The sequence below is a fragment of the Ectopseudomonas oleovorans genome (assembly GCF_003052605.1).
GTDB classification, from domain to species: Bacteria; Pseudomonadota; Gammaproteobacteria; order Pseudomonadales; family Pseudomonadaceae; genus Aquipseudomonas; species Aquipseudomonas oleovorans_A.
On sequence record NZ_QASO01000129.1, the window covers coordinates 40,419 to 67,076 of the forward strand.

Genomic DNA, 26,658 nt, shown 5'->3' on the forward strand with positions numbered 1-26,658 from the left:
TCAGTAGCCTTTGGTGAATGAGGTCAGGCGGCGGCCGCCGGTAGTGTCTGCGTTGAGGCCCAGTTCGTTTTCCATCAGCCGCAGGATCTGCAGCATCTCGGTAACCGAGCGGTAGGTGACGCTGCGGTCGGCGTAGCGCACCTGCAGCTCGCCCCCGGCGATGGCGGCCTTCAGCGCCTGGTACTGCTCTTGGGTGTAGGCCATGGCTATTTGTTCCAGAAGTTGGATTTCGCCCGTGGGCGTTCTTGCGTGTTGGCGGTTGCTGAATCGCCGCCGACCTCTGGCGATTCGGCCAATGCATCAAGGTCAACGCCGAAGCGCTGCTGGCTTATGCGCAATGCGGCCAGGGCGTACACGAAGCAGTCGAGCGCCTCGTTACGGCGGCCTTGGTTATCCCAGCGGTACTGCTGTACGCCATTCACCACCTTGAGCACCTTGCTCTCGGAAGTGAGCTGCTTGACCTCCATCTCGTCGCAGACCAAATCGTTGGCCGGCAGGTGGATAACCTGCGGCTGCGACTCCCCGGCCTGGGACTTTCCAGCATCGACCTGCATCTTCAGGCGGCTGTAGATCAGTTCCTTGGCGTTGTCAGTACCCACTGTGGTGAGGTAGACGCCATGCTTGTTGCGCTTGGTGGGCATGTTGGCGATAGGCTTCCCGTAGATCGGCGCGCCGATGATGGGGATCATCCAGAGCAGGCCGTTCTTCTTGCTGTCGTCGCAGACCTGATCGGCATAGTGGCCGCCGGAGTCCCAGCACCAGCGCTCGACCTTCATTACAAGCCCATCCGCACGGGTGAACTGTCGGTGCATCTCCATATCGCGCTTGCGGCGCAACTCTTCGCCGCCTGGGTCGCCCATCAGGATGAACCGGTAAACAAGCCAGCATTCCTCACCCGGCCCCCACGCCCAGACGCGGCCTTCGTATCGGTCATCCTGGGTATCGCCGCCACCGGTCAGAAGAACAGCATTTGCCGGGATGTCGGCTTGCCAAACTTCACGACGACCTAGCAGGACGTCCCACTCGACGCGCTCGCCTTGGTCTTCCTCCCATGTCTCGCCCAGGGTGGTGTTGACGAAGGTTTTCAGGTCGCTCCGGCTGCCCTTGGCCTCGGTGAACTCAAGCGCCATGCGCCCCCAGTTCACGAAGAAGCTGTAAGCCGTCCAGATGTGAAAGCTGATCGATTGCGGCGTGGGGATTGCCTGATCTTGCTTGTCATAGAAGTCCAGGCCGTCGCGTGTCCAGATGCCCGTCTTCTCGCATATCCAGCGTGCCGAGGCCTGCGCCTCGATTGCTTCGGCGTAGCGGATAATGCAGGCCGCATGTTCGCAAACGTACCAGGCGCTGAGAGGGTCGGCTTCATCCCACTTGATGCCGAACGCACAATCCTTGCCGCCCCACTTCAGGTACTGCTCACCACCGCAGTGCGGGCAGGCTATGTGAAAGCGCATGAGGTGCGGCGACTTCTGAACCGCGCCTTCGATCTGGCAGCCACCTCGGTCGATGGGGCCGCGAATCTTGGGCGTGCTACCCCGGATCGACTTCGGGAACGTCGAGCCCTCAATGCGCTTGTCGCCCAGCACCAGCGGCGACCCTTCTTTCTCAATGTCCGGATCGAACGCCGCCAGTTCGTCGTAGATGACAGTATCAGCGGAGATGGCGCGGTAGTTCTTCGCAGCTTTCCCGCCACGGCACCACAGCTGCTTGCCGTGGCTGAACTTCTTGATGTCGAGCGTGTTGTCCTTGTGCTTCTTGCCGTACCAGGGTGCCAGCTCCCGAACAGCGCCAACGTCCCTGATCATCGTCTCGACTTCGGACTTCATGAACAGATCAGCGCTGCCGTCGTCAGGCACGAAGAATGCGATGTGCCGGCGCTTGTGCGCAGTCTGGTAGGCCGAGGCGGCCAGCAGCATCTTCGAGTAACCGACCCGTGCCGACTTGATCACGTTGACGATGCGGATCTCGTCATTGCCCATCGCGTTGAGGATGGCGCGCTGGTAGGGCAGCGTCTCCCAGCGGCCTTCCTGATAGGACGACTCACTGGAAAGGTAGAAATTCTCGTCCGCCCAATCGACTGTAGTTTGAGGCGCATCCCGCCTGAGCGAGAGTAGGCCGGCAGTCATCGCGGCTTGGCACGCCTCAATTTGACTGCTCGATAAACTCGTCATGCCACTCCGGTAGGCGTTCCGCCGCCTGGGCGATGATGTTCCTCGCCTTGGTCAGCTCCCGGTTAATTGAGTCGAGTTGCCCTAGCGTTAGGTCTGGGTGTCGGCGCCGTAGCGTCATGATTACCGTGTCGAAGATTGACCCGGCGGCCGGTATGAACTTGGCGAAAGCGAACGTGATAAACGTGGCCGGGATTAACCGCTTGGCATCGACCTCGTTCTTGTTCTCTTGGCTGATCCGCTGGGCGGCGGTGAGACCTCGGCGCTCTTCGAGCAGCTTGTACTCGATCAGTGGGTCTATGCCCTCCTCGCCAGCGCCCGGTTCCGGTTTCACCTGTGAGCTTCCAAGCCCGCGCAGATACCTGATATATGCCTCCCGGCAGGCATCCATATCGAAGCCGCCACGACCCTTAGACCCAGGAAGCACGCCCTCTGAGAGCAGATTGCGTACCTGCCTGTCGCTCAGATCGAGATGCTTGGCTATTTCGACTTGAGTGGCCATGACATATCCGTGCGGAACCGGAACCGGAAACGCTGAAAAATGTTCGTGAATAGAGCGAGAACGGGGCTCGAATTACCCTCAGGGCGGTGCCCCCTCCCGGAGTACCTTTGGGGTGGGGGGGTGTGGCACGCCACAGCCCCGCAACCAAGCGACGGCGAGCCGCCCCGGCGATCAGCGCCGCCGTCGGCTCGGCAGGCTGTCAGCGGATGATGTTTCCGGCCTGGTCGCGGGGGCGTCGATTGAAATTACTCGGCAGCCGACCGGCCAATGCATCGGCGATGGCCTTGTCGATATTGGCTTCAAGCTGCGCGTCGTTCTCTGCGACCCGGCGCACCACGTCATAGAACTTGAAGCGTTCCCGGTACTGCGGTTGGCGCACGAAGGCGAGCACCATCGCCACGCTCTTGCCACGGCGCTCGGCGATACCGATGGGCGTCTTGCCGCGCTTCATCACGAAGAACGCTCGCTCGTGCCCTTTGCGCTCCGACCACCAGTTCTTAGTGGCATTCATCGAGTAGCCCATCTCCTCAAACGCCTTGAGGCCCGAGATGATCTGAGTCAGGTGGCCTTTCTGAATATTCCCGTAGGCATCCAGCCTGGCGCCGGCTGCCGGCACAATGAAACGGTCGCGCGGGAGTATGCCCTTCTGCCGTAGCAGGTACTCTGTTCGTTTTTCGACGCGACCGCCACCTTCAACCTGCGGCAACAGGTAGTCCTCAGCACTGTAAAAGCTCTTCTCTGCCTTTTGATCTATTACCCACACCGCCGCTTCCGGGTCAGCCGATGGCTTGGCGTTAATTATGCGAATCGAGTTCAGCACCCACGGCGTCGGCCTCGGGTTGAACACATCCTCCATCTCAGCCCGCAGCGCGATGCGCGCCTGGTTGGCCGTATGGTTCAGGGCATCAGCCAGCGCCCTATTGGCCAAGCCCGCGCCGAGCTGCTTGAGCGATGCCAGCGCATCATCGAGGTCTCTGGCAGTGATTGAACCCTTCATAGCCCAGACTTCTGCTTGGCCTCCAGCACAGCATCCACGATCTCGGTGATCTGCCGATCCTTCTTGGCCTCGCTCCAGGCAAACAGCGCCCGAACAATGATCCAGGCCGGCAGGCCGCAAACGAAAATGATCGAGGTCAGCGCGATCAGGCCGATATCGTCATGGGCGTAGTGCTGCAGATCAAACCAGCGGATCACGAACGCACCGCCGCCGATGCTCGATACCACGGTGCAGATCATCGCCACCACGAACTCCCGCGCAGTTTTTGGCAGAGTCATGGCCATCACCACGATAGTCACCAGGATGGCAGCGCCGGCACCAAGCACGCCCAGCTTGTAAAGGGCGATGCCGCCGAATGAGGTAGATGCTGGCTCGGTCATTTCGCGGGCTCTCATAGGCTTACCCTGGCATGCGCAGGCCACGCAATGCAGTTAGGCCCGGCACCGCGATGCAACGCCATCCGCCTGGAGAAAAGAGGCGCGCCGGGTGCCGGAATTCATGAATAAAACAGCCCGCGTGTGATGGCGGGCAAAGCTGTTGGGGAACAGCTGAGGGATCAGAAACGAAAAAACCCGACTCAGTGGCCGGGCTTTCGGGATTCTCAATCCTGAACGCGCAATAACGACAGGATGGACAAACTTTCGGCCATCCGGCCATTCAAGTCAAGCGGCATGTGAGAACAAAACGCCCTCGGCCTGCAGGATGGTCTCGGCGTGCTGCAGCGCCTCCTTCACCATCTCATCCAGTACCGCACCAACGCTCTGCCGCCAGCGCCTGCGAGTGCGCTCAGGATTCGCCGCCAGATCCCACGTATTCATGTCATAGAACGCCGCCGGCAGCACGATCATGTCCGATGATCGCTTGCCCTCGGCGCCCTTCAGAGGTGGGATGGCCCAGGCAGTCACAGCCTTGTAGACAAACAGCTTCGGCGCCGGCGAGGCGATCAGCGGGGCCAGGGCGCTGATGGCGGCCACCTTGCGCCCCTTGTGCGTGCCATACCGGGCCGCCAGCGCGTTCCAGTGGCGCGGGATCAGCTCGCTGTGCAGCCGCGCGAACACCCAGCAGTCGATCAGGTCGCGGTCAGGCACGCCACCGCGCCCCACCATCGCCGTGTCCAGATCGATCAGCTTCTGCCAGGCCTGGCGTGCCGTACTGTCCTTGCACTCAGCCGCCAGCGCCGACACCACCGCACTCAACACGCTCGAATAAACCATGCCCTTCCCCTCAATCCCCGGTGAAGTGCGCCCCGCCGGCGCCCTTCCTGTTATTGCCTTGATAACCAGCCGCCGCGCCCTGCTCCGGCATCAGCCCTGCCTGCTGCAGAATGCGCTGCATCCGCTTGCGCTCATCGCCCGACATAGCCAGACGCAGGCGCAACTGCTCGACCAACTCGGGATAGCCCAGCGCCTCCCCGTCCGGCTTCACAAAGCCCCCACCGTTGCACCCGGCGCACTCCATCAGATGGAAGATGCCCCGTATGCGGCCCGCGCCCCGGCACACCTCGCAGCGCTCCAGCGGCATCAGGCGCGCCTTCACTGCTGCGCGCCTGACTGAAACGGCGAGAGCGTCACCCGCACCGCGCCGCCCGGGTAAACCTCACCGATCTGCACCTGGCTGACGAACAGGCTGTCATCGATACCCAGCGCATCAGCCAGGCCATCGCGGCCAGCCTTGAACGAGGCCAGCAGGTTGTCATCGTCACGGCGGCGCGCAGTTGGCGGCAGAAACTCCAGCTGCAGCAGGATGCGCCCGGTAGGCGCGCCCAATCCCGCCTTCTTGGCGAACAGGAAGCACTGCATGCGGTACGACTTCGCCGCCTTGCTCTTCGCCGCCCAGTGCGGCCTGGCATTCGGACTGAGCGCCTGGGGAGGCCAGGGCAGAATCACCGCATTACCCATTCTTCACCCTCCCCACGTAGAAATACTGTTTTCGGCTGTAGCGCCCGCCGTTACTGGCGCCCCGCCCAAAGGCAGAAATGCAGGAACAGCCACTTTCGGCACAACCTGCACCCCATGCGCACCCGCAAAACCGCACTCATCGAGGCGGGCATGCCAGCGCTCCAGCGCCTCGCGCCGACGCTCCATCGCATCGCGGGTCAGGTAGGTTTCAGTGGTCACGCCCAGGGCATGGTTGATCAGCAGCTCACCCACCATGTGGTCAACGCCGATATCCGCCAGGCTGGAGCGCATCAGCTTGCGCAGGTCGTGGCTCGTCCACTGGCGGCCGCTCACTTCACGCATCAACGCATGCCCGCTGGTCAGCGCCATGGCAGCGCCACCGCGCACTGGGAACAGCCAAGCCGCCTTCATGCGTGCATCCGGCAGCGCCTGGCGATACTTGGCCAGCAGGCCCAGCACCTGAGCCGTCAGCGGCAGCACATGCTCACGCCTACTCTTCGTGTTCGCCTCAGGGATCACCCACACCCGTTCATCCAGTGAGATATGCGCCCAGCGCGCCGCCAGCGTCTCCGCGATGCGCGTGCCGTGCGCCAGCATCATCAGCGGCAGCATCCCCTTGGCCGGGTCACGGTTGAACACCTCCACCAGGTGCTGCACCAACGCCTGCAGGTCGACCCGCGACAACGCCGCCGGCTTCGGCCGCAGCTTGCCCTTGTAGAAATCGCGGAAGGTGGTGCCCGCCAGCGGGTTGGCCTCGATGCGCCCCTGCGTCTCAGCCATGCGGAACGCCTGACGCAGACCCTGCAACGCCTTCTGCACCGTGCGCGGCTTCAGCTCCTGATGCATCGGGAACACCAGCTTGTCATCCAGCAGCACCCGATCCAGCTTGCGCAGCGCCACCTTGCCCACGCGCGGAATCACATGCCGGCGCATCAGCGAGCCCATACTGCCGCGATACTTCTCGCTGCGCGTCCGGTCGCCCTCGATGCGCGACAGCCACCACTCCACCACCTCGCCCACCGAGCGCATGCCTGCCTTCTTGCTCGCCACTACGCGCCCTCCCCTTCGAACTTCGCCACCGCCCGCCCGGCCATGTGATCAGTGATCGCCGCCACCACACCGTCACGGCCTGGGCGATACGCCATCGCCACCGACTCGCCGGGCGCCGTCACGGCGTAGACCTGCTGGTCATAAACCAGAAACTCCGCCACCGTGTACCCGCCATCGGTGATCCAGCAGCCAGGTGTCGGCTGCCCGTCGCGGTTCTTCTTCGGTGCCCAGCCGATGGTCATGGCTGCGCGTTATCCGCAATGGTGAAGTGCCTCGGCGCACGGTCTGCATGCGCGTCCTGCAGGCGCGGCACATGCTGCGTCAGGGCATTGATCAGCGCCCGGTGGCCACCCTGCACCTGCCGGTCATCCACCAGTAGGCCGGCGGCCTCTGCGTCGACGATGATCGCCAGGCACGCCAGCGCATGCGCCAGGTGCGGCAGCCCGCTATCCGGGTCGGCCTCCTCACCCTCGAACCACGCGGCCAGATGCCGGTTGGCGGCATCGAAGTAGATCGAGGCCCGCACCCCAGCCTTGCGCCAATTGGCCCGGCCATACTTCAGGGCGCCATCCATCAGCCCCAGGCAGCCCATAGCGGTCGCGGTGGTTGGCCACAGGTGCAGGGGCAACTTCTGGCTGCCGATCGCGTCTTTCGGGTTCGTATCCTTCAGCTCACTCACACCTGATCTCCGGCAGCTTCATCCAGCCGCGCAACGTGACTTCGTACTCAGTGACAAACCCAGGGTCAGCCTTGCCCTCGCATTGGCTCCACTCCAGATCCGCCACCGCCCACTTTTCGGCGTACTCACTCCACACCACCACCACCGGCCAAGGCAGGCCAATGTCAGCAAGGATCGTGTGCGCCTTCGGCGCCGTCTCAGGCGGTTGCCAAACCAGATCAGCCACGGCGACCTCCCAACATCCCCCGAATCTTCGACAGGTGCGCATTCGCCACCTCTGGCGAGCCCTGGCGCATCGGTGCCGGCAACGCCGCCACCGGTGCCGGCGCCAGCTCCTCGCCATCGCCCAGGCGGCGGCATACGGCGTCGTAGTGGCGACCGAACAACTTCAGGCCGGCGTCACGAGGGAGCAGCTGCAGGTTGCTGAACCCGGCGGCGACGGCTGCGTGGTAGATCGCCGCGTGCGACCAGCGCGCTGACGGCGCTTGGCACGGATGCACGTTGCGGCACACCTCGGCATAGGCGCGCTCCAGCGGTGCCAGGCCGAGCATCTCCGGCGTGGGCTGGCACCACTTCACCAGCTTGCCGGCGCTGGGCGCGAAGTCGGCGGCATCCTGCCGGCAGCGCTGCATGGCATAGCGCACCTGCTCCAGAGTGGTGATTCCCGCCTCGGCAAACGCCTTGATCAGCGACTTGCGATAGGCGTTCAGCGCCTTGTCGTCCGGCCAGGCTTGCCGCCAGGCGGTGTAGCAGGCCTGCAACTCGCGGATCACATCGTTGACCACCGCGCCCGTCGCCTCGTCCACCTGCCTCCGAGCCGGCATCGGCTTGCTCGTCGCCACCAGGTTGGCGGCGCGTTCCAGTTCAATCACTCGGCTCATATCCCAAGGTCCTCGTGAATCCAATCCAGGCTGTCGAAGTCAGGCCCGGCGGCAGGCTGGCGGGCCATCTGGGCGCGCTGGGCGTAGGTTTGCGCGTTGAGCATCCACGTTCGCCAGGTGGCCACCCAGTCGGCGCGCGTCTCGCCCTTGCCGCGCCAGTGGTTGCAGAACTTCTCGGTTTCCAGGCTCAAGTTCGCCGCCGGCGCACGCTCCCGCGCCCACCGGGCCATCTCCGTGGTCAGCAGGAAGGGGTCAGGCAGCGCCGTCTTGCGCTTGGACTTGGGCTTAGGCTGAGCAACAGCAGGGGCCACAGCAGTGCCCGGCGCGACAGCGGCGGGTTTCGGTTGCTCGGAGGGGACTACAGGGGTAGATGCTTTTTCTTCTGTATCTGTATCTGTATCTGGGGGCGTTACTGTAACGTTACATGCCTGTTTCTTGCGCTTGCGATAGGCTGCAACCCGCGCAGCGCTTGAGTCCGACACATATTGCCGCTTATCCCAAGCAGTCGGCTGGCCCGCCTCATCAATCAGCCCCTTGGCCAGCAAAACGGCCTTTGTCTCGGCCCATTGCTCGTTACTGATGCGCAGCTGAAACGCTATCTCTGTTTCATGTAACGTTACATCGCCGTTACCGCAGCGCAGGCATAACAGCATCAGATAACGACGCTGGTCGACCTCGCTCAGCATCTGCACCTTCGGGTCAGTGGCAAACTCGGCATACATCCGGAACCATGCATTAGCCATGGCTGGCCTCCTCGGTTTCCCAGCCGTAACGCACCATCTGCTCGATCAGCGACAGATCGCCCTCCACCGACCACAGGGCCGAGGAGATGATCGAATCAGTCCAGCGCGGGGCTGCGGGGTCGTTGAATTGCCCGGACGCAATTGCCAGCACCGCCCGCGCACGCGAAAGCGCGCACAGCAGAGCGTCGATGGGCAGGCCGGCTTCGGCCTCGGGGCGGATGGTGAAGAGTTCTTCAGGGGTGCCGCAGTAAGCAGCATGCGAAAGAGTACCGGCCATGATTAGGCTCCAAACGTAGAGGTCACCACCTCCCACGCCGACGCCAATCAGGGTGGGAGACTGAACGGCGTTGGCGTACCGGCACGCTTGGACACCGGCGCCTCCGAAGAGGCCACCGTCCAGCCTCCCATAACTCGGGTGCTGAACGACGCGCACAAAAAAACCGCGATCAAGCGGCCTGTGCGGCCAAACGTGAGACGGGACGCCAATCCCGGCTGGCGATTTTGCGCCAACACTCGTGAGCATAGACGCGCGCCGAACCCGCGTCAATCGGCGGCCACGGGCCGCAGTTGGGGCGATCCACTCACCGGCCATGATTGCCACCCTCGGTACGCGCCACGTTTTCACCACTCGCAAAACGTGGCGCGGCGTTGATTTTCTGCGCCAGCACAGCCAGCCCCTTCGCCGTCACCCGCACCTGGCTCGCCAGTCGATCCGCGCCGTCATCCTCCCGGCCGATGATCGACACCTTGTGATCCAGCAGCCCGGCGGCCATGCGTGGCTGATACGCCAGCAGGCGCATGCTGCCCTCGCGCCGGTAGATCCAGCGGTTCGCGCGCATCCACTCGATCAGCCGGCAACGCTGGATGCCCAGGTGCTTCGCCGCATCCGTCAGGCACATCGAGCCGCCGGCCTCGGCGATCCGCGCCAGCGCCTCGACCTTCGGCGCCTGCTCGCTCACCACCACCTGCAGGCGGTTGTTCTGCTCGGCCAGGTCAGCCGCCAGGCGCAGCGCCTCGGGCAGGGTTTGCGGCAAGGCTGGAGGTACGGTGCGCTGCTCCAACTCAGCAAGCCGCACGATCACCCGATGCCGCAGCGGGATGCTGTAGCCCGTCAGCAGCGTCTCGGTGAGCGTGCGATCGAGCAGAAACTCGGCGGTGTAACCGCGGCCATCCTTGCGCTCGACCAGATGGCGCAAATCTGCGCCATCCTGCTCCAGGGCCTGCCGCATCACCCGCACATCGCGGATAACGTCCTTGTGCTGCTTGCCTGTAAGGCTGGCGATCTCGCGGGTGGACATCGTTACCGCCTTGCCGCACTGCATCAGTTGGTTCATACTTCGGTCACCTCAGTAGGCGTTGTTGAAGAAGCCGGGCCGCAATCCCGGCTTTTTTGTGCCTGTGATTCAGGCGGCCTTCACCGACTCCAGCAGCACTTCCATGGCCGCCTTCGCCTCGCCGACATGGCGCTTGATCTGCTGCTTCTCGTGCTGGCTCACATGGCCATCCTCCAGCGCCTCGACAACCGCCTTCGTCACGTCCGCAATCTCGTTGTGCATATGCAGCACGGCGGACTGCAGCGCGGTCGACTTCACCGGCTGCTTCGCCACCAGCTCAAAGCCGAACTCATGCGCCAGCGCGGCCAAAATCCGCTTGTCCTGGCTGTGCAGCATGATCTGCAGCAGCTGCTCCACATTCAGGCGGTGCGTGTCATCGTTCGGGTTGCAACGGTTCAACAGGCTCGTGTGGCTCATGCCCATGGCATGCGCCAACTGCTTCGGCCCAGCGTCCAGAACCGTCTCGTGAATGGCGCGGTGGATCTCTTCCATATCGGGAAACCTCTGCTCGTTTATCGTGGCGCCCTGTTCAGCCCTGGGCGAATCTGTCTTCACTGGATCAGCCGACAGGGGAAACCCCATGCAACCGACCATCGAATCACTACAGGGCGAACTGCTTGCCCTTCGCTGCCACATCGCTGCCCTCATGGAGGTGCAGCCTCTTCAATCTCAGTTGCGTTTCCGGGCAAAGCTGGAATCCGCTTGCTTACTCATCCGCCCTTGCCAGCGTGGCGCTCGCCAGGACGGGTTTGATCAGGTGGTCACTTCGCTGGCGGTTAAGCGGCGCGAAAAATGTCAGGGCGAAGCTCTACCGCAGTCACCGCACCAGAACAGGCGGCAACAATTGCGTGAACCCGGTGAGCAGGAACGCCCCTGGCCTTCCATTGAGTGATTGCCATGGGCGTCACTCCCAAGCGCTCAGCCAACAATTTGGCCGAGCCAACGGCCTCAATGGCCTCTTCGAGCGGGGTCTTTTTCATAAACGCTCCGTTGAGCATTCGATAAACATGCATCAACAATACGTTTATTTTAACGAACCGGCAAGCCCCGTAAACTTGTTGTTTATGGATACGCACAAACACTCAGGAGAGCGCCTGCGGGCCTACCTCCAAGAAAAGGGCATCAGGTACGCCACTTTTGCGGCGATGCTTGGCGTTGACCCCCAGAACGTGAACAACTGGTTTTCGCGCGGTGTCCCTGCCAACAAGCACCGGGATGTGTGCAAACAGCTAGGGCTGAGCTTTGAATGGCTTTTAGATGGCACCCTGCCGAAAGAGGCTTCTTGGGGAGGCGCATCAACCACGACCGTGGGCGCCTCTGCGCAAGCAGAGATAACTGGCTCAGTCGAAGAGTGGAGTGACGACACCCCGCTTGATGACGACACCGTTGCCCTGCCGTTTCTCAAGGAGGTTGAATTGGCAGCAGGGTCTGGCCTGACAGCAGTTGAGCGCAGCAGTAACAAGCAGCTCAGGTTCGGGAAGTATTCGCTAAAGAAGGAAGGCGTCCAGGCTGAGCATGCCGTAGCCGTCACCGTGCGCGGCAATAGCATGGAGCCCGTCCTGCCGGATGGCGCCACGGTCGCCGTGAACACCATTGACAAGACCATCACTGACGGCAAGACCTACGCCATAAATCATGCCGGCCAACTCCGGGTTAAATTGCTCTATCGCCTCCCCGGCGGCGGGCTACGCATCCGCAGCTATAACCGCGACGAACACCCCGACGAGGAATACACCCCGGCTCAAGTTCAGGAGCAGGAAATCAGTGTGATCGGTCGCGTGTTCTGGGGCGCGATGTTCTTCTGATGAACTGGCCCCGCTTCATCAAGGGGCTGTGGCACGGAGACCAGCCGAATAAATGGGGAGCGGAGTGAATGGCGGGCTCAAGAAAGATGCCTTATGCGGACGCAATCGCTGCAATTGAGGTATCGAAACAATGGGGTGGCGGGCGCGCAATCTCCTGGGTTCCGCAAGGTGGCAAGGGCTTCCCGCACTCTCATAAGTGCCGGGTTACCTTACTCATCAACGGCGTCATCCAGGAAGGCTATTTCCTAGACCTTTACCACAAGAAAAGCGCCATTCAGGGCGTGCCAGACAAAATCAGTTTCTCGCTGATGGTAAATGGAGCCCGGGTCTTCGCTCTGGACGAAAATGGGCCTAGCGACCACATGAATGCCATCGGCAGGGGGCTGGCCTACTTTCAAAAGAAACCAGACCATCCTCACGTTCACTTCCCGGTAGCTGAAGGAACAGAGGGGTACGCCGAACCAATCGAGCGATCACCTATCGAAACGCTATGGCAGGCATTCCTTGAACGTGCCAACATAAAGTCAGCACCAAAATTTACCTACCCCACTCTCCCGAATGCCGGGCAAATGAATCTGCTATGAACTGCACACAGCTAAGCGCCCAGTTCGGCTTCCTGTGCAAGCCTATCCGGGAAGGCCTGACCTATATTGAATCGCCGCTGACCTTGTCATTCGACGGCGCCCTGATTGGCGCATACGTCGAAGAAATCGGCCGCGGCCTTGTCCGTATTTCGGATAACGCTGACATCCTGTTTACAGCGATGACGCACGGCATTACCCCGGACGCACGCCGCGCCAAGAAATTCAGCGCCCTAGCTGTGCAGCATGGCGTCGAGCTTTCGGACGGAGGCGAACTACATGCCGTTTGCCCGCAAGAGCAGGCCGGCTTCTACTTGGCCCGATTCATGGAGGCAGCTTCTAGGATTGGCAATGCCTGCGACGACATGCTTGTCGTGCCGGTTCCGAAGTTTGAGCGAGCCGTAGGGAAAATACTGGCCAAGCGATTCGGGCCAAAGGTGAGGCGGTCATACTCATTGGTTGGCGCCAGCGGCCACCAACTGACATTCCCGTTCGTGCTGAACCCTGGAACCAGCAATCAGATGATCATCCAGACAATATCTTCAGGCAGCCACGGCAAGCCCAACTGGGGCAGTATCTATGGCACCGTGGGGAAGATGGGCGATCTGAAGAACTCTGGTGACCGCACCAAGAGAACTGTAATTCTTCAGCGCGGCGAAGAAGACGCCACCAACCAAGCCACTGTTGCGCTTGCCGAGACAGCCTCGATTGTCATCTATACCGGGGATGACGATGAGCTTGAACGAGCACTAAAAGCCGCATAGCCAAGCCCCGCCCCGAGCGGGGCTTTTCATTCCCGTCGCATAACCCAGCCCAAGCCCGCCCCGCGCGGGCTTTTTTGTGCATGGGATTTGGCTCTCCACGCCACGAACAAACAAAATAAACATTTTGTGTTGACGAGGTTATAAACACGTTGTTTAATTCATCCCAACGCCGCCGGAAACGACGACCAGGCCGCAAGGCCACCGCTCTTTAACAACCAGCGCCATGAACAGCTAGCCGGGCAACCGGCGAGGCAGCCCCGGCCATCACCTGTGGGGCGACAGAAAGTCAGGTGAACCAACCGCTACGCCGAACGGCGACCGGCGTTCAGAGGTAGGCCACAGAGGGGCCGAGCCTGACGAGGTGCTGACCGAACCGCGCGAATGACCCGAGAGGCGTAGCGAGCAAGACCCGATTTCACTGGCTGGCCTTCCAACGAGGGCCAGACAGGAAACCAACCAGGGAGAGCACAGCCATGTTCGAGGGCATCCACTACAACCGCCACAGCCAGCCAGGGCACACCTGCTGCACGTACTTCTCCGACGACGTTACGGGCGTCTTCGGCTTTCACGTCAACGAGCAACGCGCAGCCTTGAATTGCCAGCTCGGCCCCATTGAGGCCACCCGCTCAAACAGCAGCAGCCACTACTACAGCCACACCCTTGGCCGTCATGTGGCTCGGACTGAAGACGAAGTGCACGACTTCTCCTGATCACGGTTTCACCGGCAGCCCTTCTCACCAGGGGCTGACGGGAAACCCTTCCCCACCAGCATCCACACAGGTGCCCACCATGAACGCACTCACCAAAGCCCGCGACTCCATCGCCGACCTGCTCGACGCCATGCGCCACACCAACCAGGCCCGCATGGCCACCGAGGCGCGCCAGCGCCAGCAACCAGCGCCAGCGCCGCGCGCCACCACGCTCTACGCCTGCGGCCGCGTGTGGCAGGTGCTCGACGCCGACACCGGCCGCCTGCTGGCCCACCGCCCCAGCATGCACGAAGCCGCCGAACTGGCCACCCGCCTCGAGCTGGGACTGCAACTGCACCACTGAGGGCGCCAGCATGCTCCAGAACCCACACTACAGCAGCCACGCCGAACAGCAGGCCGCCCTGGGCAGCGCTGCAAAGCTCGACCCCGAAAAACACCCGCGGCGCTACAAACTGCACCAGGCGCGCGAGAAGTTCAGGCCAACCAAGCGCTGCCATCAGCCCTCCAGCGAAGAGCGCACACCGGCTCTGCTCGAAAGGGCCGAGGCGCTGGCACACCTGGGCCTGACGGAGGCCGCGCGCGAACTGGGCGTCAGCCGCAGCGTGCTCGACCGCCTACGCGCGGACTATGGCATCGAGTTCGCCAAGCCAGCCAGGCGCAACGGCGCGGGGCGCGTCAAGGCCCTGGCCGGTTCCAATCCGACCATGAAAGAGCTCGCCGCCGCGGCGGGCCTTACCTACAACCACACCTACAAGCTCTGCAAGCTGCACGGCATCGAACCCGGAGTGCCCTATGGCCAAGACCCAAAAGGAACGTGACGATGCCGCCGCCCAGCGGCGCAAGGGCGCCCAAGAGGTCGAACTACGCCACCGCGTGCGCCCCGGCATCCTCGCCATCCTCACCGAGCTGATGGAATGGGGCGAACACACCGAGCGCACCGAATGCCTGCAAACGCTACTGCTCAACGTCCACGCCCTGGGCCGCGACCACGCCGCCGCCCTGCTGCAACCGCCGCGCCACGAAATCCACATATCCCCAACCGTGGCGCGCCAGCTCTACCAGCAAGGCGCCGAACAAGCCGGGCGCCTCGATCGGCAAGAGCAGTAAACCACCACCCACCACACCGGCCGCAGCAGCGGCACGGGATCGTTCGTTCTGGAGAAAGCCCATGCAAAAACTCAATGCAACGCCGCTTTGGCAGTGCAGCGAATGTAACAAGGTGCACGACGACGAAGACGGCGCCCGTGAATGCTGCATGCCGGAAATCTACGAGATTTGGCAGTGCCCGGAGTGCAAGAAGGTGCACGACGAAGAACACCAAGCCCATGCCTGCTGCGAACAGCTGGTGCGCTGCCCGAACTGCCTGCGTGACCACGGCGCCGGCAGCCTGATGGCGTTCGCCATCCGCGTCGCCGGCCATTGCAGCCAGTGCAACCCGTTCTTCAGCATCGAGCACACGCTGCAGATCGAAGACCAGTTTGCCGAGTTCACTGGCGACAGCAGGCGGTTGAACTCATGACCAAAGCCTGCTGGTACGTCTGCCTGCCCTGCGGCAAGCGCTTCCCCATGGTCGGCAGCAAATGCAACCACGACGAAGCGCTGGCCTATGCGCTGGGCATCTGGCCCCACTGCTGGGTGGAGTGAACCAGGCGCCGTGTTCGAGGTGTGCGGAGCGTGGAATCAAAACCCGATCAAATAAGAGGCCGCCATGACCTCACTATCACCTTTGGCGCAGGCCGCACTTGAGCGTGCCCGCGCATCTGCGGCAACCGATAAACCAGCCAGAAGCCGACGAAACTGGTCAGAAGATGAGGAGCAGCTGCTCACCCGGCTCTACCCCGACACGCCCATGCCCGAACTGGTGGCGCGCCTCGGCAGGGATGACCGCGCCATCTACAGCAAAGCACGCGCACTCGGCCTGCGCCGCGCGCCTGCACACCGCCAAGGCCTGACACAGAGGTGAGCGATGCCATGCCTCAACGAAAGTCCTGATGAAAGGCGCGCCAGCAGCCAGCAGCCAAACGCACTGGCGCACTACCAGGCCCAGGCAGTCGCCGCGCAGTTCTACGCCGAAGCCATGGCGTTGCTCGAGCAGGCCAAACCCTACGTCAGCCGCTGCAACAGCATCGGCGCCCAACAGCTGAGCCAGACCATCACCCAGTTTCTGGCGGATAACCGGAGAAAGCAGCCATGAGCGAACAGAGCAAAGATGCGGAGCGGGCGGCGTTTGAGGCTTGGCGGCTGGAAAAATTCTGCGCCGGCGTAGAACGACTGAAGAAATGCAGCAACGCGCCAGACGTTTACTACTACTCGGCAGAGCAGGAGGCCTGGAAGGTATGGAAAGCCCGCGCCAGCCTGCCGGTGGGCGTGCCGGAAGGCTACATGCCAATACCGACAGCCGAACAACTGGCCGATGCGCTGGAGAACGTCCGCTGCTTCCACGATATGAGCGCTGAACTGATTGCGCCTCGACTGCTGGCTAATTTGCTGGCCGCCCCAACCGTCAAGGAATCCTTGTCAGTTGCCCCCTCCCTGCCGGCTGCTGGATCGGCTGAACTGATCGCCGAGGCTGAGCGCTGCCTGTTCGTGCTGCGCGAGATTGGCAGCATGGACGCAGACGACATTACCGGCGATGACGTTGACCTGCGTTTTGAAGATGAAGAAGGGCGCGACACGGGCTGCGACGTATCAATCGTGGACTACGCCGAGAAGTCGGCTGACGTGATCGAGAAGATGATCGCCGCCCTTTCCGCGCAGCAGTCCGCGCATGTGAGCGTGCCAAGGGAGTTGCTGGAGCGCATCTGTTGGTCGGTAATCAGCAGCTCCGATCTGCACACACACAACGAAGCAGTGCGCGAACTCCGCGCCCTTCTCAATGGGGGTGAGGCATGAAGCCAGCAGAGTTACGCGCCGAGCTGAAAAAGATCATGCCCGGCTACAAGTGGACGGTTAAGTCCAAGGGAAGCTCTGAAACCTTCCTTGAAGCCGAAGGCATCCAGAGCAGCGGCTTCAATCGTCTATCAACGCTGCGCGTCACCTGGCGCTGCATCAATGGCACGGCTACATATGAGGCGAAGAGCGCCGGCTATGGCACCAAGTCGCCATGGAAGCATGAGACCAAAGAACGCACGCTGGCCAAGGCGCTGCGCAGCCTGCAAGAGCACTACCGCCGCATGGCCAACGACTACCGAAGCCTTGAGCAGGCTTTGCAGGCAGGCCGTGCGAGCAACGAGCGCCCCGCCACTGCCGCCGATGAAGGAGAGGTGTGATGCCAGCCGATAACGTCACAAGCTTCGACTACACCGACCGCCTTGGCATCCAGAAGATGCCGCCAGGCTATTTGCTGATCGGCCTGGATAGCGGCCACTTCATGTGGGAGCGGACGAGCGACGAAGAAGAGTCAGCCATCCACTGGAACAAATGGGAAGTCTGGCGCTGGGCTTGGCAAGACCACAACGATCGCGCAGCAGGAGTTCAAGATGAGTGAGCAAGTGAGGGCAACGACCGACCGCCTATCGCAAGCTATAGCGATACTCGAACAAGAGCGCGCCCGGATTAGCGGGGCCAAAAAGTTCACGGGGAAAGAGTGCGAGACATGCGGGGAGAGCGTCCGATATACAGCGACAGGCCGCTGCGTTGAGTGTGCGTTTCGTAGCACTGAAGAAAGCAGAAAAGTCGCCGAGCTTGATCGGAAACTGCGTGATGCCCTGGCATCAGAGTCACGCGCCTGGGCGCGTGTAGCTGAGCTTGAGGACAAATACGAGCCGCGCGATGACGCGGATATTGCGAGGGTGGCGCTATGAGTGAGCAAGTGAGGCTAAACCATAGCGCTGATGACGTGGATCAGATGCGTAAAGACTGGGCAGAGAGCTTCCACTTCGACGCGCCTGCTGATTTGCCAGGGTTACTCGACGACTACGACGCCCTGTACGCAGAGGCCGAGGCGCTGCGTGTCGCGCTGCTTGAGATCGCATCCGCAAACCCCGCGGAGCGCGGCATCGAGTGGGCAAAGTCATATGCAAGTGACGGCCTCAGGGGCGCGGGTAGCGAGCTGTATGCGCGCTGGCTTGATACGTTCAAAGAGGCCGAGGCGCTGCGGGCTGAGAATGGGCGGCTGCAGGCTGACAGAGACCGGGCGAACCAGTACGCCAACCAGCAGGCACTTGAGTGCAACAAGCTGAGCACCGATCTGGAGGCGGCGCTGGGATTGCTGTTGGAGGCGGCAGAGGACATTGAGAGCTGGGGCGCATACGCCAGTGCGTACTTCCAAGAGAAGCATGACCTGGCCGGCTGCGCGATGAAGTATCGAATAGCTGGAACTGGCGATCAGGAAGACGGCGGCGCCGAGCAAGCAGCTATCGCTGCCATGCCCATCACCGCCACCCAGGCGCCGGAAGTGCAAGCAAGCGGCCCGTATGCGTCCGTGGCTGATGCACTGGCTCAGCGCTATCCGAAGCCGTCTCTGCTCAAGGACTGCAATGTCAGCTACTCGAACAGTTCGCGACCGCTGGCCGAGCAGGGAGAGCGGCAGGAGGTGTGGGCGCGACAATGCGACCTCGACGAATCCGACCCGGCCCTGTTCGTGTCGCGCGAGCGCGTGGAGGAAAGCGGCTATACGGTTCGGCTGACGACGGCCACGCATCCAGGCCCGGACGTGCGGGCGCTGGCTGCCTCTCTTTACCAAGCATGCGGAGCATACGACATGCCGGAGCGCATTCTCGACGCGCTTAGCGCGGCTGCCAATGGCGAACCGTTCACGCACATGATTGATGGCCTTCTGCCTTGCGTGCCGCCATCAGATCAAGAAGTGCGGTCGCTGGTGGAGGCGCTAGAAGAGTGCGCCGCGTCGCTCGCGTGGAACTGCTTCGGAGAGTGTCGAGCTATACACGCTGGGCCAATCATGCCAGCTGCCATGGCATTAGATACGGCCCGCGCCACCCTCGCCGCCCACCGCCAGGCGCAACGCCAATGACCGCGCCCGAGGAAATCCACAACGTCAGTCAAAGCCAGTTCAGCGTCTCGCGCCACTTCGGCGGCTGCACCTACATGGGGCAGTCGTACATCTACGACGCCGGCCAGGACAGACTGATCCGCCGCGACGTGTACCTGGCCAGGCTGAAAGAAGGCAAGGCCGAAGCAAACGCCCTGCGCAATGCAGAGCGCACGCGCTGGACGGAAGCGCAGAAGCACCTGTTCTAACAACCCCATCCCCTTTTCTATCTGCCCACAACGTAGGGCGGGAGGATTTGTTGTGTCTGAATACATCGTGATCAGCCTTAAACACACCAGCCGCCGGCATAAAGCAATCACGCTCTGGCGGCCTGATGACAAGGGCTACTGCTGGACAATGGATCGTGCTGGCATCTATCAGGAAGCGCGAGTTCTTGAGCGTCTCGGTTACTACAACAGCGGATGCTCAAACATCGCAGTGCCTTTGGAGATGGCCAAAACGCTGGCGAAAGAAGTCGAGTACGACACCAAAGAGCACGGCCTTTGCCTGCCCAATAACGCGGCAACATGGAAGCGCCTGCTGGCCGCAGTCATTCGCCCGACGCAGTACCAGGCTCAGCCTGAATACAGGGGCGCGCCGCGATACAAGGAGGCCGCATGAAACTGATCACGCTTGAGAAGTGGGCGGAGGTGATGCCATGGTTCGCTACAAGACCATAGAGCAGTTCGCCCGCGAGTCGGGCTATACACCAGATGCAATCAGAACCAAAATCCGTGACGGGATTTGGCCAAAGCACCAGGTGTGGAAGAAGGCCCCTGACGGACGGGTTTTAATTGACGTAGAGGGTTATTACACATGGGTAGAGATGGGCGAGGCGTCCGGGCGGCTTCTGAAAGTAGTATCGAAATCACCTTCCAGTACCAAGGCCAGCGCTGCCGCGAGCGCCTCAATCTCAAGCCCACCGCCGCTAACCTGAGGCGCGCCGAGCAGCACAAGGCGGCCATCGAGCTTGCAATCGAGCAGGGCACCTTCGACTACAGCGTCACCTTCCCCGAGTCAAAGCGCGCGGCCAAGTTCGCCAAGCCTGTCGATCGACAGAACCTTGGCGAATACTTGGCGGAGTGGATCGATGGCCGGAAATCGCAGCTCAAGGCAAGCACAGCGGCACATTACGAGCGCCTTATAACTGCGCAACTGGTGCCCATGTTCGGCCACCTTCGCCTGAGCGAACTATCGAAGCGCCACGTGCGCGAGAAGCTGTCAGCGCTCTCAGTGTCGAATAAAACGCTGGCCAACCTGCAGAGCTGCCTGCGCTCTGCCCTGGCGGACGCCGTAGAGGACGAGTTCCTGGAAGCCAACCCCATGGCCGGCTGGAACTATCGGAACAAGGAAGTGCTGAAAGAGGACGACGACGTTGATCCGTTCAGCATGGCTGAACAGGCCGCCATTCTGGCGGCTGCGCCTAAGGATTGCAGACCGCAAATCCAGTTCGCCCTGTGGACTGGCCTACGGCCGAGCGAGCTGATTGCGCTGGAGTGGGGAGACATCGACTGGATCGGCAATGAGATCCGCATCGTGCGGGCGAAGACCAGGGCGGCGACTGAGCCGGAATCGCCGAAGACAACCAGCGGCAGGCGCTCCGTGAAACTCCTAGCGCCAGCGCGAGATGCCTTGCTGCAACAGAAGGCAGCCACGTTTCTGGCCGGTGGCCGCATCTTCACGAACCCGGTAAGCGGCGCGCCGTGGGATCACTCGGAGCAGATCAGGAAACTGCTCTGGGCGCCCGTGATGAAGAAGTCAGGCGTTCGATATCGCCGGCCGTACCAGACCAGGCACACCTACGCCTCGATGATGCTCTCTGCCGGCGAGCATCCCATGTGGGTCGCCAAGCAGATGGGGCACAAGGACTGGACAATGATCGCTCGCGTCTACGGGCGCTGGATGCCTTCGGCCGATCTGGAGGCCGGGCAGAAGGCTGTTCAGCTGTTCGCCGGCAATGACAGCACAATGACAACAATGGGCGTAGACCCCGCGCTGTTAGCTGGTGCGCGCAAGGATACTAGACTGGCACCTTAAGTCAGTGGCCCACGGAGACAGCAGGTCTAGACTCGTAGGTGACAATAACAGGAGGTGCGCCATGACCGCCCAGACCACCGAACGCTACCAGAGCTTCGCCGAGTTCTACCCCTATTACCTGCAGGAACACAGTAACCCCGTGTGCCGCCGACTGCACTATGCCGGCAGCCTGCTGGTGCTGGCGATCCTCGCCTACGCCCTGTTCAGCCAACAATGGCTGTGGCTGCTGGCCATGCCGCTGGCCGGTTATGGCTTCGCCTGGGTCGGCCACTTCGTCTTCGAAAAGAACCGCCCGGCCACCTTCGACTATCCGCTGTACAGCCTGATGGGCGATTGGGTGATGCTCAAGGATGCCTTTACCGGCCGTATCCGTTTCTAAGAACCTGGCTGCTCACACTAGGGTCTGTTGCCGTTTCGACGCGAGCCGCGTTGCTGCGCCAAATTGCGCCACGCGAGGCGCGGGATGCAGGTAATGGTCGTTCCCTTGCCAAATCCCGCAACGACGCATAGCGCAATTTGCCGCGCAACCCGAAGGGACGGGCCAGTTTTTGCGTGGTACGTTGTTACTCGACGGCTCATTTGGGCGACCAAACTTCGCCTCTCGCGCCTAGCCCCACGCAAAAACTGGCTCCGTCGCGGCCGTGCGCGAAACGGCAACAGAGCCTAGGCAGCTACAACCACCCGGACATTGCCACAGCCATCCTCAAGCCTTTCGTCAGTGCCGAGAATCACTGGATGGTCGAGAAGCATGGCATTTTCCAGGGCTATTACTTCTTCCACCACCTGGGCATGGATCGCCACCTGCGCGAGCAATTCAAGGATCACCCGCAATACCAGGCGACCATCGAGTTCTGCGCCAAATACGATGCGGCCGCCTTCGACCCGGACTATGAAAGCCTGCCATTGAGCTTCTTCGAGCCCATGCTGCAGCGCGTATTCGCCCGACCGAAGAACTCCATCTATCTGGCTGCAATGGACAATACCAGCGCCTGACCGCTGGCCACTGTTGCGCCACCGCTCGGCGGCCATGCTTGGCTGGCCTCCACCCCCTTGGTTATGATCCCCGCCCAGCGAGCCTCAGGCTCAGGTCTTGCAGACCAGCCAGGCGTCCAGCAGAGACGCCAGAAATCCAGCAGGGACAGTTCCAGCAGATGAAGCCAGCAACCATCAGCCGTGCCAACGGGCTACCGACGCCGCCGTTGCGCGAATACTATTCGCGCGTACTGGCCTATATCGCCACGGCCGCCAGCATCGCCGCCGGCACCTATGTCGGGCACTTCGCCTACGACATTCTGTGGATGGTGCCCTACGCCCTGCTCTACCCTCATCTGGCGCACAATCTCAGCCGCCGTTTCAAGCGCGACTATCCGCAGCAGACCGACCTCGCCCTGCTGTTCTTCGATGCCCTGCACGCCGGCGCGGCCTGCGTGCTGCTCGGCTTCTCTGCCGTGCCCAGCCTGATGTTCCTGCTGATTCTCTGTTTCAGTGCCCTGGTCGTCGGCGGCATGCGCTATCTCGGCCTGGGCCTGCTGGTGGCCGCCAGCGGCATGGCGCTGTGCGCCGCGCTGGTTGGGATTCATCCCAATACCGACACGCCGACGCTGGTGGCGCTGGTCAGCATCCTCTTCGCCACCCTGTACATCTGCATCACTGCCTACTTCGTCAACCAGCAGGGCCTGCGCCTGGCTCAGGTACGCAGCGAGATCAAGCGTGAACAGGAAAAGGCCGCGCGCCTGGCGCGCAACCTGGCCAAGTACCTGTCACCACAGGTCTGGGAATCGATCTTCACCGGCAAGAAGAGCGTGCGCCTGGAGACTCAGCGCAAGAAGCTCACGGTGTTCTTCTCCGATATCAAGGGGTTTACCGAGCTGTCGGAAGAGCTGGAAGCCGAAGCGCTGACCGACCTGCTCAACACCTACCTCAATGAAATGTCGAAGATCACCCTGAAATACGGCGGCACCATCGACAAGTTCATCGGTGACTGCGTCATGGTGTTTTTCGGCGACCCGAGTAGCAACGGCGCCAAGAAGGATGCGGTCGCGGCGGTTTCCATGGCCATCGCCATGCGCAAACACATGAAGGTGCTACGCCAGCAGTGGCGCGCCCAGGGCATCACCAAGCCACTGGAAATTCGCATGGGCCTCAATACTGGCTACTGCACGGTGGGCAACTTCGGCGCCGACACGCGTATGGACTACACCATCATCGGCCGCGACGTGAACCTTGCCAGCCGCCTGGAAAGCGCCGCCGAATCCGGCGAAATCCTGATCTCCCACGAGACTTATTCGCTGGTCAAGGACGTGATCATGTGCCGCGACAAGGGCCAGATCGCCGTCAAGGGTTTCACCCGCCCGGTGCAGATCTACCAGGTGGTGGACTTCCGCCGCGACCTGGGCGCCACCTCCAGCTACGTCGAGCACGAACTGCCGGGCTTCTCCATGTACCTGGACACCAATGGCATTCAGAACTTCGACAAGGAACGGGTGATCCAGGCGCTCAACCAGGCGGCCGAAAAGCTGCGCGACAAGGTCATTCTGTAAGATCGGAACGCCGGCCGCTCGTAGCGCAGCGAACAGTCCGCCGTTCTTTGGCGCAGTACAAATCCAACGGCGCACTGCTTCCAAGCGGCCGGTGTCCCGGTACGCCCTACCGGCAATACGCCCTACGCCTCCAGTGCCTCGGTCAACACTGGCTCGCCATCGATCAGCGGCTGCAATGCCAGAAACTCCAGCGCCGACGCGCGCCAGGACTGCGCTGCCGCCAATTCCGCGCAACGCTTACGATCCAGCTCCAGCGCGCCCAGGCAGGCGGCATGCAGATCCTCGGCCATCACTCCACTGACGCCCTGCTGCAGCACATCCAGCGGCCCGGCCACGGGAAACGCAGCCACGGGTGTACCGCAAGCCAAGGCCTCCAGCATCACCAGGCCATAGGTATCGGTACGCGAAGGAAAGACCAGCACCGAGGCATCCTGATAAGCCTCGGCCAACGCCTGGCCATGGCGGTAGCCGAGAAAGCGCACCAGCGGATACTGTTGTTGCAACGTCTCACGCTGTGGACCGTCACCAACCACACGTTTCTCCCCCGTCAGGTCCAGATCGAGAAAGGCCTGCAGGTTCTTTTCCGGAGCGATGCGTCCGACGTAGAGAAACACCGGTTGCACAGGTCGTGGACGCGTCTCGTCCGGCCGAAACAGCCGGGTATCCACCCCTTTGCACCACAGTTGCAGCCGTTGCAGAGCCCAGTTGGCGAACTCCTGGCGCAGCCGCTCGGTGGTCACCAGCACGGCGTGACTGGGGCGATGGAAAGCGCGTAGAAAGGCATAGCCCCAACGCGGCGCAATCCAAGGCCAGCGGGCGCTGACGTACTCCGGAAAACGCGTATGGATCGCCGTGGAAAACGCCAGCCCACGCTTGACCAGCCAACGCCGCGCTGCCCAACCCAGCGGCCCCTCGGTAGCGAGGTGCACGCAGTCAGGACGAAAGTTGCGAATCGCCGCACCGACGCGCCACAGATCCCACACCAGCGGAATCTCAGGGTAGGTCGGACAAGGCACGGCGCGGAAATCGGCGGGCGATAGCAGCTTGACCTGATGCCCCAGCCCACGCAGTTCGCCGACCAGCGCGGCCAGGCTGGTGACCACACCATTGACCTGAGGCGCCCAGGCGTCGGAGACGATCAGTATCCTCATGCGCCGGTCTCGAGGGCGACAGCCTGCTCCTCGCTGGCCAGTTGCGACTCGGCCAGACGATAGAGCTCGATCTGCCCATCCCAGTGCTCGATCAGCGCCGTGCAGGATTCCACCCAGTCGCCGCAGTTCATGTACTCGACACCACTGACCTGACGGATTTCGGCGTGGTGGATGTGACCACAGACCACGCCCTGCAGGCCGCGCTTGACGCACTCGTGAGCGATGGCCTCCTCGAAGTCGCTGATGAAGTTCACCGCAGTCTTGACCTTGTGCTTGAGGTAAGCCGACAGCGACCAGTAGCCGTAGCCCCAGCGGCTGCGCCAGTGATTGAGCCAGCGGTTGAGGGTCAGGGTGAATTCGTAGGCCGAGTCGCCGAGAAAGGCCAGCCAGCGGTGATAACGGGTAATCACATCGAACTGATCGCCATGGATCACCAGCAATTGCCGGCCATCGGCCGTGACGTGCACGGCCTCGTCGACCAGTTGGATATTGCCCAGCAGCAGGCTGGAGTAACGACGCAGAAACTCGTCATGGTTGCCGGTGACGTAGATCACTTCGGTGCCGTGCTTGCTCATGGTCAGCAGACGGCGGATGACGTTGGTGTGCGCCTGTGGCCAGTAGATGCCGCCGCGCAGTTTCCAGCCGTCGATGATGTCGCCCACCAGGTAGATACGGTCGGCGTGGTAGCGCTTGAGAAAGGCTGCCAGGTGCTCGGCCTGGCAATCGCGGGTGCCGAGGTGTACATCGGAGATCCACAGGGTACGGACACGTTGCTTGCGGCTGGGCTTGGCGAGCTGGACGCTGGTCATGGGCGACCTCCGGCTGGGTTTAGACGAGCTTGAGGGGTCGCGGTGAAAGGCTTGTGACGGGAAAAAGACGGTTCCATGACGCAGCAGCGCCCCGGCCCAGGCGTTACACTGCGGCGGTTGCCGAGGAAACCGCCATGCTCCCGATCCTGTCCCTGCGTCATTACAGCCACGAAGTGCTCAGCCATAGCCACGACCACGCGCAACTGGTGTTCGGCCTGGCGGGCGAGCTGCAATTCGAAGTCGATGGCCAGGGCAGCCAGGTGCTGCGCCATCACCTGGCCGTGGTACCGGCCGAAGCGCGCCATACCTGCGGCAGCCCACGCGGCAGCCAGTGCCTGGTGCTGGACCTGCCGGCCAATGACTGGCTGGAGCGCCAGCTTGGCCACCATGCGAGCGACATCCAGCGTCTGTTGGACAAACCCAACGCACTGCAACTCGATCCCTCGCAGGGGCAGCTACTCAACTGGCTGGCCAGCAGCCCGATCAATGATCCAATCATCGCGGGCCAAGGTGCGGCCTTGCTACTCGGCAGCCTGGCCTGCAGCCGCCAGCATGCCGAGACGACCGGCTTGCCGCTGACAGCCCTGGATCGCTATATCGAACAGCACGCAGCGCATCCGCTGCAGGTGGCAGATCTGGCACGCCTGGCCGGTCTGTCGGTGGCGCGCTTCCATGCGCGTTTCCTCGCCGAGACCGGGCGCACGCCGATGGAACATATTCGCCAACGGCGCCTGCAACTCGCCGAACAGCTGTTGCGTGGCAGCGACCTGGCAGTTGGCGAAATCGCCGCACGGGTCGGCTACAGCTCGCAAAGCGCCTTCACCGCTGCCCTCTCTCGCCATCTCGGCATGACCCCGCGACAGTTGCGCCGCACGCGCTAGCAGCCCCAGCGGCGCACCGCTCTCGTAGTGTGGGTTAGCCGCCTGTCACGCTGGTTGGCTACCCCGCCGAAACCGGTGTGGCGTAACCCACCATCGTCGCCAATCGTTACATCGCCTGGTGGGTTACGCGGCGCGTCACGA

The 26,658-nt window shown here is 62.2% G+C and carries 41 protein-coding genes and 1 pseudogene; 22 read left to right on the top strand and 20 right to left on the bottom strand.

Translation table 11 applies throughout. From position 1 onward, the window contains the following. From DBO86_RS22855 to DBO86_RS22935, 17 genes are all read right to left on the bottom strand, one after another. On the bottom strand, nt 1-204 hold the full coding sequence (locus tag DBO86_RS22855; RefSeq protein ID WP_108234932.1) for a phage head-tail joining protein: 204 nt from the start codon (nt 202-204) through the stop codon (nt 1-3). Nucleotides 205-206: 2 nt separating this feature from the next. After that, nucleotides 207-2,123, bottom strand: coding sequence for a phage terminase large subunit family protein (locus DBO86_RS22860; RefSeq protein ID WP_108234933.1), 1,917 nt, complete (start codon nt 2,121-2,123; stop codon nt 207-209). A gap of 16 nt (nt 2,124-2,139) precedes the next feature. Next, the gene (locus DBO86_RS22865) at nt 2,140-2,667 is read right to left on the bottom strand and encodes a terminase small subunit (RefSeq protein WP_108234934.1); all 528 of its coding nucleotides are present in this window, start codon (nt 2,665-2,667) and stop codon (nt 2,140-2,142) included. A gap of 199 nt (nt 2,668-2,866) precedes the next feature. Continuing rightward, nucleotides 2,867-3,664: a hypothetical protein gene (locus DBO86_RS22870; RefSeq protein WP_108234935.1), complete on the bottom strand. Its 798-nt coding sequence runs from the start codon at nt 3,662-3,664 to the stop codon at nt 2,867-2,869. Further along, nucleotides 3,661-4,044: a hypothetical protein gene (locus DBO86_RS22875; RefSeq protein ID WP_208630542.1), complete on the bottom strand. Its 384-nt coding sequence runs from the start codon at nt 4,042-4,044 to the stop codon at nt 3,661-3,663. Before DBO86_RS22875 ends, DBO86_RS22870 begins: the two co-directional genes overlap by 4 nt. Nucleotides 4,045-4,326: 282 nt before the next feature. After that, a complete protein-coding gene (locus DBO86_RS22880; RefSeq protein WP_108234936.1) occupies nt 4,327-4,878 on the bottom strand; it encodes a hypothetical protein in 552 nt (183 codons plus the stop codon). A 10-nt stretch (nt 4,879-4,888) separates the two neighbouring features. Beyond that, nucleotides 4,889-5,200 carry a hypothetical protein gene (locus DBO86_RS22885; protein ID WP_108234937.1) on the bottom strand — a complete coding sequence of 104 codons (312 nt, stop codon included), beginning with the start codon at nt 5,198-5,200 and terminating at the stop codon, nt 4,889-4,891. Further along, entirely contained in the window at nt 5,197-5,562 is a 366-nt protein-coding gene (locus tag DBO86_RS22890; protein WP_108234938.1) for a RusA family crossover junction endodeoxyribonuclease, read from the bottom strand. The genes DBO86_RS22885 and DBO86_RS22890 overlap by 4 nt, the downstream gene beginning before the upstream one ends. Before the next feature lie 3 nt (nt 5,563-5,565). Beyond that, on the bottom strand, nt 5,566-6,612 hold the full coding sequence (locus DBO86_RS22895) for a tyrosine-type recombinase/integrase (RefSeq protein ID WP_146173227.1): 1,047 nt from the start codon (nt 6,610-6,612) through the stop codon (nt 5,566-5,568). After that, nucleotides 6,612-6,854: a hypothetical protein gene (locus tag DBO86_RS22900; RefSeq protein WP_244185601.1), complete on the bottom strand. Its 243-nt coding sequence runs from the start codon at nt 6,852-6,854 to the stop codon at nt 6,612-6,614. The genes DBO86_RS22895 and DBO86_RS22900 overlap by 1 nt, the downstream gene beginning before the upstream one ends. After that, entirely contained in the window at nt 6,851-7,291 is a 441-nt protein-coding gene (locus tag DBO86_RS22905) for a dATP/dGTP diphosphohydrolase domain-containing protein (RefSeq protein WP_108234940.1), read from the bottom strand. The genes DBO86_RS22900 and DBO86_RS22905 overlap by 4 nt, the downstream gene beginning before the upstream one ends. After that, nucleotides 7,284-7,517, bottom strand: a complete 234-nt coding sequence (locus DBO86_RS22910) for a hypothetical protein (RefSeq protein WP_108234941.1) — start codon at nt 7,515-7,517, stop codon at nt 7,284-7,286. The genes DBO86_RS22905 and DBO86_RS22910 overlap by 8 nt, the downstream gene beginning before the upstream one ends. Beyond that, complete coding sequence (locus DBO86_RS22915; RefSeq protein WP_108234942.1) at nt 7,510-8,172, bottom strand: replication protein P; 663 nt, start codon at nt 8,170-8,172, stop codon at nt 7,510-7,512. The genes DBO86_RS22910 and DBO86_RS22915 overlap by 8 nt, the downstream gene beginning before the upstream one ends. Beyond that, nucleotides 8,169-8,915 (bottom strand): hypothetical protein, encoded by a 747-nt coding sequence (locus tag DBO86_RS26350; RefSeq protein WP_208630544.1) that lies wholly within the window; start codon nt 8,913-8,915, stop codon nt 8,169-8,171. Before DBO86_RS26350 ends, DBO86_RS22915 begins: the two co-directional genes overlap by 4 nt. After that, entirely contained in the window at nt 8,908-9,192 is a 285-nt protein-coding gene (locus DBO86_RS22925) for a hypothetical protein (protein ID WP_108234943.1), read from the bottom strand. The genes DBO86_RS26350 and DBO86_RS22925 overlap by 8 nt, the downstream gene beginning before the upstream one ends. Before the next feature lie 304 nt (nt 9,193-9,496). Further along, nucleotides 9,497-10,249 carry a phage antirepressor KilAC domain-containing protein gene (locus DBO86_RS22930; protein ID WP_244185602.1) on the bottom strand — a complete coding sequence of 251 codons (753 nt, stop codon included), beginning with the start codon at nt 10,247-10,249 and terminating at the stop codon, nt 9,497-9,499. Nucleotides 10,250-10,318: 69 nt separating this feature from the next. Further along, entirely contained in the window at nt 10,319-10,741 is a 423-nt protein-coding gene (locus tag DBO86_RS22935; protein WP_108234944.1) for a phage regulatory CII family protein, read from the bottom strand. An 88-nt stretch (nt 10,742-10,829) separates the two neighbouring features. On the opposite strand from DBO86_RS22935, the gene DBO86_RS27175 reads away from it, so the two are divergent. Next, nucleotides 10,830-11,141, top strand: a complete 312-nt coding sequence (locus DBO86_RS27175) for a hypothetical protein (protein ID WP_341865953.1) — start codon at nt 10,830-10,832, stop codon at nt 11,139-11,141. Here DBO86_RS27175 and DBO86_RS22940 read toward each other — a convergent pair. Then, entirely contained in the window at nt 11,026-11,262 is a 237-nt protein-coding gene (locus DBO86_RS22940) for a transcriptional regulator (protein WP_341865952.1), read from the bottom strand. The genes DBO86_RS27175 and DBO86_RS22940 overlap by 116 nt on opposite strands. Here DBO86_RS22940 and DBO86_RS22945 point away from each other — a divergent pair. From DBO86_RS22945 to DBO86_RS23040, 20 genes and pseudogenes are all read left to right on the top strand, one after another. Continuing rightward, nucleotides 11,257-12,054, top strand: a complete 798-nt coding sequence (locus DBO86_RS22945; RefSeq protein ID WP_244185603.1) for an XRE family transcriptional regulator — start codon at nt 11,257-11,259, stop codon at nt 12,052-12,054. The genes DBO86_RS22940 and DBO86_RS22945 overlap by 6 nt on opposite strands. A 68-nt stretch (nt 12,055-12,122) precedes the next feature. Then, nucleotides 12,123-12,638: a hypothetical protein gene (locus DBO86_RS22950; RefSeq protein ID WP_108234947.1), complete on the top strand. Its 516-nt coding sequence runs from the start codon at nt 12,123-12,125 to the stop codon at nt 12,636-12,638. Then, nucleotides 12,635-13,399: a DUF1828 domain-containing protein gene (locus DBO86_RS22955; protein ID WP_108234948.1), complete on the top strand. Its 765-nt coding sequence runs from the start codon at nt 12,635-12,637 to the stop codon at nt 13,397-13,399. The genes DBO86_RS22950 and DBO86_RS22955 overlap by 4 nt, the downstream gene beginning before the upstream one ends. Nucleotides 13,400-13,872: 473 nt before the next feature. Continuing rightward, a complete protein-coding gene (locus DBO86_RS22960; RefSeq protein ID WP_108234949.1) occupies nt 13,873-14,109 on the top strand; it encodes a hypothetical protein in 237 nt (78 codons plus the stop codon). Between the two features lie 79 nt (nt 14,110-14,188). Continuing rightward, nucleotides 14,189-14,452, top strand: coding sequence for a hypothetical protein (locus DBO86_RS22965; protein ID WP_108234950.1), 264 nt, complete (start codon nt 14,189-14,191; stop codon nt 14,450-14,452). A gap of 10 nt (nt 14,453-14,462) precedes the next feature. Beyond that, nucleotides 14,463-14,927 (top strand): helix-turn-helix domain-containing protein, encoded by a 465-nt coding sequence (locus DBO86_RS22970; RefSeq protein WP_108234951.1) that lies wholly within the window; start codon nt 14,463-14,465, stop codon nt 14,925-14,927. Further along, nucleotides 14,902-15,216: a hypothetical protein gene (locus tag DBO86_RS22975; RefSeq protein WP_108234952.1), complete on the top strand. Its 315-nt coding sequence runs from the start codon at nt 14,902-14,904 to the stop codon at nt 15,214-15,216. Before DBO86_RS22970 ends, DBO86_RS22975 begins: the two co-directional genes overlap by 26 nt. A 61-nt stretch (nt 15,217-15,277) precedes the next feature. Continuing rightward, nucleotides 15,278-15,628: a hypothetical protein gene (locus tag DBO86_RS22980; RefSeq protein ID WP_108234953.1), complete on the top strand. Its 351-nt coding sequence runs from the start codon at nt 15,278-15,280 to the stop codon at nt 15,626-15,628. After that, nucleotides 15,625-15,753 carry a hypothetical protein gene (locus DBO86_RS27110; RefSeq protein ID WP_279630325.1) on the top strand — a complete coding sequence of 43 codons (129 nt, stop codon included), beginning with the start codon at nt 15,625-15,627 and terminating at the stop codon, nt 15,751-15,753. The genes DBO86_RS22980 and DBO86_RS27110 overlap by 4 nt, the downstream gene beginning before the upstream one ends. Nucleotides 15,754-16,075: 322 nt before the next feature. Beyond that, nucleotides 16,076-16,303 carry a hypothetical protein gene (locus DBO86_RS22985; protein WP_108234954.1) on the top strand — a complete coding sequence of 76 codons (228 nt, stop codon included), beginning with the start codon at nt 16,076-16,078 and terminating at the stop codon, nt 16,301-16,303. Beyond that, entirely contained in the window at nt 16,300-17,001 is a 702-nt protein-coding gene (locus tag DBO86_RS22990) for a phiTE_015 family protein (RefSeq protein ID WP_108234955.1), read from the top strand. The genes DBO86_RS22985 and DBO86_RS22990 overlap by 4 nt, the downstream gene beginning before the upstream one ends. Further along, nucleotides 16,998-17,378: a hypothetical protein gene (locus DBO86_RS22995; RefSeq protein ID WP_108234956.1), complete on the top strand. Its 381-nt coding sequence runs from the start codon at nt 16,998-17,000 to the stop codon at nt 17,376-17,378. The genes DBO86_RS22990 and DBO86_RS22995 overlap by 4 nt, the downstream gene beginning before the upstream one ends. Next, nucleotides 17,378-17,596 carry a hypothetical protein gene (locus DBO86_RS23000; RefSeq protein ID WP_108234957.1) on the top strand — a complete coding sequence of 73 codons (219 nt, stop codon included), beginning with the start codon at nt 17,378-17,380 and terminating at the stop codon, nt 17,594-17,596. The genes DBO86_RS22995 and DBO86_RS23000 overlap by 1 nt, the downstream gene beginning before the upstream one ends. 312 nt (nt 17,597-17,908) lie before the next feature. After that, a complete protein-coding gene (locus DBO86_RS23010; RefSeq protein WP_108234959.1) occupies nt 17,909-19,081 on the top strand; it encodes a hypothetical protein in 1,173 nt (390 codons plus the stop codon). After that, a complete protein-coding gene (locus DBO86_RS23015; RefSeq protein ID WP_108234960.1) occupies nt 19,078-19,308 on the top strand; it encodes a hypothetical protein in 231 nt (76 codons plus the stop codon). Before DBO86_RS23010 ends, DBO86_RS23015 begins: the two co-directional genes overlap by 4 nt. Before the next feature lie 52 nt (nt 19,309-19,360). After that, entirely contained in the window at nt 19,361-19,720 is a 360-nt protein-coding gene (locus tag DBO86_RS23020) for a hypothetical protein (protein WP_108234961.1), read from the top strand. A 195-nt stretch (nt 19,721-19,915) separates the two neighbouring features. Next, nucleotides 19,916-21,136, top strand: a complete 1,221-nt coding sequence (locus DBO86_RS23025) for an Arm DNA-binding domain-containing protein (protein WP_108234962.1) — start codon at nt 19,916-19,918, stop codon at nt 21,134-21,136. A gap of 61 nt (nt 21,137-21,197) precedes the next feature. Beyond that, nucleotides 21,198-21,515 (top strand): Mpo1-like protein, encoded by a 318-nt coding sequence (locus tag DBO86_RS23030; RefSeq protein WP_003460950.1) that lies wholly within the window; start codon nt 21,198-21,200, stop codon nt 21,513-21,515. Nucleotides 21,516-21,796: 281 nt separating this feature from the next. Beyond that, nucleotides 21,797-22,129 (top strand): annotated as a pseudogene (locus DBO86_RS23035) (phosphohydrolase); the annotation flags it as partial. 158 nt (nt 22,130-22,287) lie between these two features. Then, on the top strand, nt 22,288-23,676 hold the full coding sequence (locus tag DBO86_RS23040; RefSeq protein WP_003460948.1) for an adenylate/guanylate cyclase domain-containing protein: 1,389 nt from the start codon (nt 22,288-22,290) through the stop codon (nt 23,674-23,676). Between the two features lie 122 nt (nt 23,677-23,798). Here DBO86_RS23040 and DBO86_RS23045 read toward each other — a convergent pair whose 3' ends face one another. Both DBO86_RS23045 and DBO86_RS23050 read right to left on the bottom strand, forming a co-directional pair. Continuing rightward, nucleotides 23,799-24,827 (bottom strand): glycosyltransferase family 4 protein, encoded by a 1,029-nt coding sequence (locus DBO86_RS23045; protein WP_003460947.1) that lies wholly within the window; start codon nt 24,825-24,827, stop codon nt 23,799-23,801. Further along, entirely contained in the window at nt 24,824-25,636 is an 813-nt protein-coding gene (locus DBO86_RS23050) for a UDP-2,3-diacylglucosamine diphosphatase (RefSeq protein ID WP_003460946.1), read from the bottom strand. The genes DBO86_RS23045 and DBO86_RS23050 overlap by 4 nt, the downstream gene beginning before the upstream one ends. Nucleotides 25,637-25,770: 134 nt before the next feature. Here DBO86_RS23050 and DBO86_RS23055 point away from each other — a divergent pair, with 134 nt between their 5' ends. Next, complete coding sequence (locus DBO86_RS23055; protein ID WP_108234963.1) at nt 25,771-26,517, top strand: helix-turn-helix transcriptional regulator; 747 nt, start codon at nt 25,771-25,773, stop codon at nt 26,515-26,517. Nucleotides 26,518-26,658 lie beyond the last annotated feature (141 nt).